The sequence below is a fragment of the Candidatus Mycoplasma haematohominis genome (genome assembly GCF_902712995.1).
Lineage (GTDB): Bacteria > Bacillota_I > Bacilli_A > Mycoplasmatales > Mycoplasmoidaceae > Eperythrozoon_B > Eperythrozoon_B haematohominis.
Window position 1 is genome coordinate 1 of sequence record NZ_CACTIB010000017.1, and the last position, 8,930, is coordinate 8,930.

An 8,930-nucleotide genomic window follows, 5' to 3' on the forward strand; every position below is an offset into this window, starting at 1 on the left:
TACAGTCCAGAATAAATGCTCTTCTTTCTCAGGTAAAGGAATTTGGATCTTCTCTATGAAATGAAGACCTTTATGACACAGGGATAGTTTTTAGAAATAATCAATTCTGAAATAATAAGAAAACTACTCTTTTATTTATTGAACAGTTTATTGCTGATGACTATACGAACATTGAAGATGGATATGACCTTTTGCCGGTACATAAAAAGCTAATAGTAACTAACTACAGGGCAGCCAGGGATCCGTACACCATATTTAAAGAAGAAGTTTTTAAATGCTTTAACAAAAGTGGGACTGACCACGGAAATACATGTAATGATAATTTAGCCAAGAAATTTATGGCATACATGTCCAATTATGACTTGGAAGAAATTAACTCTATTTATAGATTTGGCAAGTACATTGAATTTTGAAATAGGTTAGTTGAAGAGAATAAAGATCAGATGGATAAGTTGGGATTTAAAGAGTGGATTTCTCAGGAGAAGCTTTTTAGTACCGAAGAGGCAGTAGATCAGAAGTTAGCTGAGAAATACAAGACAACAATCTTTACTAAGGAAGAGTTATGTTTTCTAAATGCTTGGGCAAATAACCAAGATGAAAAAAGCGAGTGTTCCGATTCTTCTAAGTATGATACCAAGATTAAAGAAGCAAAGTTTCAAATGAATTATCCTAAGCCTTCAAAAACTCACCATCCAGCTCTAGAACAACAGATTCTTCCTGGTACTGCTCCTTTAGCCGAAGGATCTCAGAAGGATATTATTGTCTTCCTTTATCAGTTCGCTGCTTCTATAGATAAGTACACCAAGAGTGCAGAATTTAAATCTGAATTTGCTAATGATCGTAGAAAAGAAGCTATGGAGAATGTACTGAAAAATGTTGGGGAGATAGCTGCGAATTTTAAATCTCGAATTAAGAATATTAGAGAATATTTTCAAGCTATTAAGGTTGTCGATTCCAAATTTAATCCTGAAGGAGAAAGCAAATGTTGAACAAATAAAGACTCTAAAACTTTCACAGTTCTAACTTACCCTCCTAGTGCATTTGGAGCAGGCGAAGCTACCATTCAATCTATGTCTAAATTTCCTTTTATATATAAAGATATAGGTCTTAGACAACCAATACCGGCTAATTTAATTTCATCTTCCCCAGTGTCCAAAGCACATAACGATGATGGCGAAGAGGAAGATCTATCTCATGAAATCTTCTCAGTAGATGACAATGGTTGATGGTGAAAAATAGGTAGTGCTCATTTAGATCCAACTAACCTACTGGAATTTAGAGGTCAATCAGATACCGTTCTTATATTGGCTAATGAAGATGACTGAAATCTTCTTAAAGATCCAAATTCTGGAACTCTAAAAGCTGCAAGTTCTTTGCTGGCTTCTAATAAAGAAAAATCAAGCGATGGTTCTAATTTTGAAGAAATAGATATTAGAAAAGTTCAAGGAAATGAGCCAGAATTAAGAAACAACAAGGGATATCACGTTAGCTACAACAAATATCACCTATGAAATGAAGGTTTGAGAAGTCCTATAGCTTTAAATTTACTTTTAGATAGCTTAGTAGATATTTTTCAAAGACAATATGATTCTGACTTTAAGGGAGTTAATGGAACATCTAGCAGTAGTAGTGGCGGAGGAAATAACGGAAATGGCAGTAAAGACAAATATCAAAAAGCTATGGATTGAGGAGATTATTGAAATAAGTACTTTATAAAGGGAACTAACAAAAAAGAAGATGCTGCACAAGCAAAAGCAAAATAAAAAAGAAAAGACTTTTATTTGTAAATTAGCTTTCTGAAATATTTGGTAAACCAGTCCTAAATATTATTTTTGGCGGATTATTGATAATTTAGTATTCATGTGTGTTAATAAGTAGGATTTCTTTGTAATGTATAGTATTTAATCCATGCACGCTTTACAGTTATTAGTAGTTGCTTTTGGAGTTTCAGCTATTGCATTAACAGGAATAGCTGGCACTTACTCTTTAGGAAATTCCGAAGGCTCTAGCAACTTAAAGTTTTTTAAAAGTGAGGTTTTAAAAGTTAAGCCTCTTTCTGCATGGATATGCGAGGCAGTTAAATTAAATGAAGAAAAGCTTTCGAACTGATGGACGGGAGAAAAAGCAAAGAAATGATGTAAAGAACCAAATAAGTATGATGGAGTTTTGGAAGAGATGAATCTTAGTGGAGCTCAATTGTTTGATTTAGTTTCTAACCTGATATTTGAGAATATTCAAAAAGATTTTTGGGTAGAGTTCAATTTCAACTGTCTTTTGAATGAAGTTTCTCCTCAGATTCGTTTTATAAAAATAGAAGGGAATGCTTATGAATATGAATTTATAGATAAGGAAAAAGTATCTTCTGAGAAAGCTCCTGCAAATAAATTATGGGATGTATGTGAGCATTTTTATAAGTTGCCAAGTTATCAAAAAGCTAAACAGTGATTTTTAGATTTTTTAAAGAGAGGAGGATCTGACGATACTAAAGAACAATCAAAAGTAATTATTGATGGGCATTTGTATGCAAAAGCAGAAATTAATAAAGAAGTTCAAGCATCTTAATTTCTTGTGTAGGTATTTGAATATTTAGAAATATAAAAAGGAACTAATAAAACACCAGTATTATTAAGAGAAAAATAAGCGAAAAGTATTTTTATTAGTAGATTAGCTTTTAATCTGAATATTATTAATAAATAAATATTGAATACCATGTCTGGAGCTCCTTGTCCTGATTGTCATTGCGATCTTTGTATGTGCTTCGTCTGTGGATGTTGAAAATGCAGGGTTTGTAAATCTGCTAGAAGAAAACAGTATTGTATTTGTTTTTGCCACAAATAAGGTAAATAGTTTGCTTTATAATTCCTAAAATAAATCAGTGAATATCTTACAGTTAGCAGGCACTATTGTCGGAGGTGTAGCTCTTACATCAACAATAGCAGCTGGCGCTTATTTTGGAGGTGTTTTTAGTAATTCAAGAGCTGATATAGAGGACGAGGAAAATCTTAAACCTATTCTTGCGTGGACTTGTGAAGTTATTAAGAAAAATGAGGGCAAATTTTCAGAAAATTTCGATAATCGTGGAGCAAAGGCGTTGTGTTCAGAATTAGGTAATCATTTGGGGGGGGATTTAAAAAATTTTTCTCTTACTGGAAAAGAACTGGCAAATAGAATTTCTGGTTTAAAAAGCGTATTTTTTAAAACAGCTATTTGATCAGCAATTACATTGAATTGTCTTTTAAATGAAGTTTCTGCCGAAGGCTTAAATGGAGAGGATCCTCTTCCTGAAATAGATTTTGTAGCTAATGATATATGTCAGTATGCTCCAGAACTTGATAATCGTGAAGAATTAAAACAAGAAATTAAGGAGATTTTGGAAAAAGCGAAAGCAGCGGAAACCGAAGAGAAGACTGAGTTATCTGCTGGGTCAGGAATAGGCTAAAACAAGAAAAAAGTATTTACGGGTAGGCTGATATTTAATTTGAGTATTATTGAAAGAGAATAAAAATTAAATTATTATGTTCTGTTCTGTTTGTTCTAGCGTCGAACTAGAACCTTGTCCGATTTGCTCTTGTCAAAAATGTAGAATTTGTAAATTCCATATTAAAGAAACATACTGTAAATGTAAGTGTCATTTAGATTAGTAAATAGTTTTCTTTAAAATAAGCGGTTTTTAATAGGTGAATATCTTACAGTTAATAGCAGCTATTAGTGGCACTACAGCTGTTGCTTCAACGGCAGTGGCTGGTGCTTCTTTAGGAGGAGCTTTTAGTAATTCAAGAGTATCCGGAGAGAATACTAGATACCTTAAACAAATTATTCAATGGGCTTGTCATACTTTTGCTCCTCTTGCTGAAGGATCTCAGAAAGATATTATTGTTTTCCTTTATCAGTTTGCAGCTTCAATAGATAAGTACACAAAAAGCAATGAATTTGAGACTGAATTTAGATCTGATTACAGAAAAGAAGCGATGAAAAATGTATTGAACAATGTTGGAGAAATAGCTTCTAATATCAAATCCAGAATTGAAAATATTAGAGAGTATTTCAAGGCAATTAAGGTTGTTGATTCTTCTTTTGATCCTAAAAATAAATGTTGAACAACCACTAACTCAAAAACCTTCACAGTTCTAACTTACCCTCCTAGTGCATTTGGAGCAGGAGAGGCAACCATTCAATCTATGTCCAAATTTCCTTTTATATATAAAGATATAGGTTTAAAGCAACCAATACCTGCTAATTTAACTGCTGCTAGTCCTGCAGTATCTCAAGTTCATGATGATGGAGAAGAGGAAGATTTATCACATGAAATCTTTTCAGTAGATGACAACGGTTGATGGTGAAAAATAGGTAGCGCTCATTTAGATCCAACTAATTTATTGGAGTTCAGAGGTCAATCAGATACTATTTTGATCCTTGCAAATGAAGATGACTGAAACCTTCTTAAAGATCCAAATTCTGGAACTTTAAAAGCTGCAAGTTCTTTATTAGCTTCAAATAAAGAAAAAGGTGGCGATAGTGCTTCTTTTGAAGAAATAGATATCAAGAAAGTTCAAGGCAACGAACCAGAACTAAGAAACAATAAGGGATATCACGTTAGCTATAACAAATATCACTTATGAAATGAGGGATTAAGGAGTCCTATAGCTCTAAATTTACTTTTAGATAGCTTAGTTGATATTTTCCAAAGACAATATGATCCAGAATTTACGGGAGTTAATAATGGAGGGACTGTATCATCTGGCAGCACTAATGTTGATTACAAAGATAAATATCACTACAGCTGTTGCTTCAACGGCAGTGGCTGGTGCTTCTTTAGGAGGAGCTTTTAGTAATTCAAGAGTATCCGGAGAGAATACTAGATACCTTAAACAAATTATTCAATGGGCTTGTCATACTTTTCAGTTAAACCAAGAAACACTTAGTGATGATTCAAAGAAAGCAGACGCTGATTGACATTTAAATAAGAGTTCAGGAACTCATAAACCTTCTAAATCTGATATTGAAGCTATGTGTACCAACCTGACAGAGAATTCTAAGTGAATACAACATCCAAACCTTAAAGAGAATGAGTTAGCTGACCAAGTTTCTAGACTTAACAATAAATTTTTAGAGGCAACTCTTTGATCTGTTCTGGAATATGCTTGTATTTCTTATGAAGCTATGAAGGAAGTGGAGGGATCTTATCGCAATACCTTAAGTGGAGGGTTTGGAACTTCCAGAGATAATGCCGCCGACATGTGTTCGTATGTTCCTAAAAGCGAAGAATATGAGAAAATTAAGAAAAAGCTTATAGAGCTAAACAAGAAGCATAGAGAAGAAAGAAATAGATTAGGTTTAGGAGAACATGGGGCGAGGGGTTTTTATGAACCGCCAAGTCGGATATAATTCAACTTATAGAAATATCTTCAAATTTAATAAATAAACTCTGTTTATTTATCCACCTTTAATTCACATTATCTAGCTTCTGTCTTTATTTATTTAGTTTTTAAATTTATTTTTTTGCTTCTAAATAAAGAGCTTTTAGTCTTTGGATTTTCCTTTCAGCCCTTTTCTAATAAATAAGAAAACCATACTCAAAATCGTAGTTCCTTCGGCTTCCTCCATAGGTATTTTTGGAGGAACTGGGTCTACAGTTGAGTATAAGATCATGGTCAACTACAATGGACAAGCTGATTTGTTACTTAGTCTGCAGATACCTCCAGATTACTATCCTTATCAGTTCAAGAAAACTAACTTATATGACTATTTAACCAATGTAGATAAATATATTGTTGTTAATGAAAATGTATCTGAAACAAAAAAAGAAATAAAGAAGAGTTTACAGTCCAGAATCAATGCCCTTCTTTCTCAGGTTAAAGAATTCGGGCCTTCTTTATGAAATGAAGATCTTTATGACACAGGAATAGTTTTTAGGAATAATCAGTTTTGAAATAACAAGAAAACTACTCTTTTATTTATCGAACAGTTTATTGCTGATGACTATACGAACATTGAAGAAGGATATGACTTACTTCCTGTACATAAAAAGCTAATAATAACTAACTATAGGGCAGCTAGAGATCCTTATACGATTTTTAATAAAGAAGTATTTGATTGTTTTAAGAATAATGGAGGAAGTGATAACAAATGCAGTAACAATCTTGCTAAGAAATTTATGGAATATATGGCTAATTATGACTTGGAAGAAATCAATTCTATTTATAGGTTCGGGAAATATATTGAGTTTTGAAACAGATTGATTGAGGAGAACAAAACTCAGATGGAGGAATTGGGTTTTGAAAAATGAATTTCTCAGGAGAAGTTGTTTAGCACTGATGGAAATGTTGACAAATTATTAGCAGAGAAATACAAGACAACGATCTTTACTAAAGAAGAATTGTGTTTGTTGAATGCTTGATCGGATGATAAAGATGGGAAAGGAGAATGTGAAACCTCTTCGGATATAAAGCAAAAAATTGATAGTAAGAAATTTCAAATGAATTATCCTACAACTACTTCTGACCTATTAAAAGCTCACCATCCAGCCCTAGAGCAACAGATTCTTCCCGGTACAGCTCCTCTTGCTGAAGGATCTCAGAAAGATATTATTGTTTTCCTTTATCAGTTTGCAGCTTCAATAGATAAGTACACCAAGAGTCCAGAATTTAAAGCTGAATTTGATGGCGATCCGAGAAAAGCGGCAATGGAAAATGTGTTGAGTAATGTTGGAGAGATAGCTGCAAACTTTAAAGAGCGAATTAAGAATATTAGGGAATATTTCAAAGCTATTAAGGTTGTTGATCAGAAATTTGATCCCGAAGCTAGTCCCAAATGTTGAACAAATGATTCATCCAAAACCTTTACTGTTCTAACTTACCCTCCTAGTGCATTTGGAGCAGGAGAGGCAACAATCCAATCCATGTCTAAGTTTCCTTTTATATATAAAGATATAGGTTTAAAACAGCCAATACCTGCTAATTTAACTTCATCTTCGCCATCTAAAACACACGACGAAGGAGAAGATGAAGACCTATCACATGAAATCTTCTCGGTAGATGACAATGGCTGATGATGAAAAATAGGTAGTGCTCACTTAGATCCAACTAACTTATTGGAATTCAGAGGGCAGTCAGATACTATTTTGATCCTTGCTAATGAAGATGACTGAAATCTTCTTAAAGATCCAAATTCTGGAACTTTAAAAGCAGCCAGCTCTTTACTATCTTCTAATAAAGAGAAATTAAGTGATGGTTCTAATTTTGAGGAGATAGATATTAAGAGAGTTCAAGGAAACGAACCAGAATTAAGAAACAATAAGGGATATCACGTTAGCTATAACAAATATCACTTATGAAATGAAGGTTTGAGAAGTCCAATAGCTTTGAATTTATTGTTAGATAGCTTAGTTGATATTTTCCAAAGACAATATGATCCAGAATTTAAGGAAGTTAATGGAACATCTGTAGTATCCGGAAGCACTAATGGCGATCACAAAGCAAAATATCAGAAAGCTATGGATTGAGGAGACTATTGAAATAAATACTTTATAAAAGGAACTAACAAAACATCAGAAAAAAAATAATAAGTAAATTAAAAGTTTGTTTGAATGGTAAATATAAAGCTTTCATTAAGGAAATTTTTACTATAAGGACATGATGTGCTGTTTTATTTGATAGGAAGTTTTCTTTATAATTTTAGGTTTTAATTAGTGAACATATTACAGTTAATAACAGCTATCAGTAGTGCTGTAGCTGTTACGTCAACAGCAGTAGCAGGCGCTTCTTTTGGAGGAGTGTTTGACAATTCAAAGGTATATGTTGAAGAGACATCATATCTTAAATCTATTATTAAGTGAGCTTGTAATACTCTTAAATTAAATGATGAGATACTTGATGATGATTTAAAAAAGTCTGATGCTGGTTGGCTTGTGCCGGTAGATTTTGTCGCAAAGTATGGAAATGATAATTCTTTTAAGCCATCAAGGGGAGACATTGAATTAATGTGTAATGATTTGAAAAGTCATATTAAGAGGTTGAAAAATCCAATTCTCGGAGATAATGAGTTAGCTATTCAAGTTTCTAGACTTGATAGTAAGTTTTTAGAAATGACACTTTGAAAAGCTTTGGAGAGTGCTTGTGTTTTTTATGAGGCTATGAGGGAAGTGGAACATTCTGCTCCTGACACTATAAAAGGAAGATTTGGAGCTTTTAAAGATGGAGCTAATGATATGTGTAAAAATGTTCCAAAAACTAAAGAATATGCAGATGAAAAAGAAAGACTTAAGAAGAATATGCAAGCAAATTGAGAAGTTGCAAAAGAAAGAACTTGAGATTCTTACGAAAATTATATTTAGATAAATAAAAGGCTGTTAGCTTATGCAGCTAAGATATAATTAAAATACAAAAATTATCTTCAAATTTGACAAATAGGCATTTGCTTGTTTGTCCTTTTTTCAGTTCCTAACTCAATTTCAATCTTTATTTACTAGTTCTTAAATTTATTTTTTTCTTTTAGATAAAGAGTTTTTAGTTTTTGGATTTCCCATTTAGCTCCCTTTTAATAAATAAGAAAACCATACTCAAGATCGCAGTTCCTTCAGCTTCTTCTATAGGTATCTTTGGAGGAACTGGATCTACAGTTGAGTACAAGATTATGGTCAATTACAATGGCCAGGCTGACTTGTTACTTAGTCTTCAAATACCTCCAGATTACTATCCTTATCAATTCAAAAAGACTAACCTATATGATTATTTAACTAATGTAGATAAGTACATCGTTGTCAATGACAATGTATCTGAAGATAAGAAGAAAATAAAAGCAAGTTTACAGTCCAGAATAAATGCTCTTCTTTCTCAGGTAAAGGAATTTGGATCTTCTCTATGAAATGAAGACCTTTATGACACAGGGATAGTTTTTAGAAATAATCAATTCTGAAATAATAAGAAAACTAC

The 8,930-nt window shown here is 32.7% G+C and carries 7 protein-coding genes and 1 pseudogene; all 8 read left to right on the top strand.

Annotated elements, in window-relative coordinates:
* On the top strand, positions 1-1,763 hold a 1,763-nt coding region (locus H6411_RS02920), incomplete at its 5' end, for a hypothetical protein (protein WP_216083152.1).
* Between the two features lie 145 nt (positions 1,764-1,908).
* The gene (locus H6411_RS02925; RefSeq protein WP_216083153.1) at positions 1,909-2,562 is read left to right on the top strand and encodes a hypothetical protein; all 654 of its coding nucleotides are present in this window, start codon (positions 1,909-1,911) and stop codon (positions 2,560-2,562) included.
* Between the two features lie 313 nt (positions 2,563-2,875).
* A complete protein-coding gene (locus tag H6411_RS02930; protein WP_216083154.1) occupies positions 2,876-3,439 on the top strand; it encodes a hypothetical protein in 564 nt (187 codons plus the stop codon).
* A gap of 238 nt (positions 3,440-3,677) precedes the next feature.
* Positions 3,678-4,829, top strand: a complete 1,152-nt coding sequence (locus tag H6411_RS02935; protein ID WP_216083155.1) for a hypothetical protein — start codon at positions 3,678-3,680, stop codon at positions 4,827-4,829.
* On the top strand, positions 4,750-5,385 hold the full coding sequence (locus H6411_RS02940) for a hypothetical protein (protein WP_216083156.1): 636 nt from the start codon (positions 4,750-4,752) through the stop codon (positions 5,383-5,385). Before H6411_RS02935 ends, H6411_RS02940 begins: the two co-directional genes overlap by 80 nt.
* 142 nt (positions 5,386-5,527) lie before the next feature.
* Positions 5,528-7,561, top strand: a complete 2,034-nt coding sequence (locus H6411_RS02945) for an iron ABC transporter substrate-binding protein (protein ID WP_216083157.1) — start codon at positions 5,528-5,530, stop codon at positions 7,559-7,561.
* Positions 7,562-7,687: 126 nt separating this feature from the next.
* Positions 7,688-8,332: a hypothetical protein gene (locus H6411_RS02950; protein WP_216083158.1), complete on the top strand. Its 645-nt coding sequence runs from the start codon at positions 7,688-7,690 to the stop codon at positions 8,330-8,332.
* Positions 8,333-8,562: 230 nt separating this feature from the next.
* Positions 8,563-8,930, top strand: a pseudogene (locus H6411_RS02955) (ABC transporter); the annotation flags it as partial.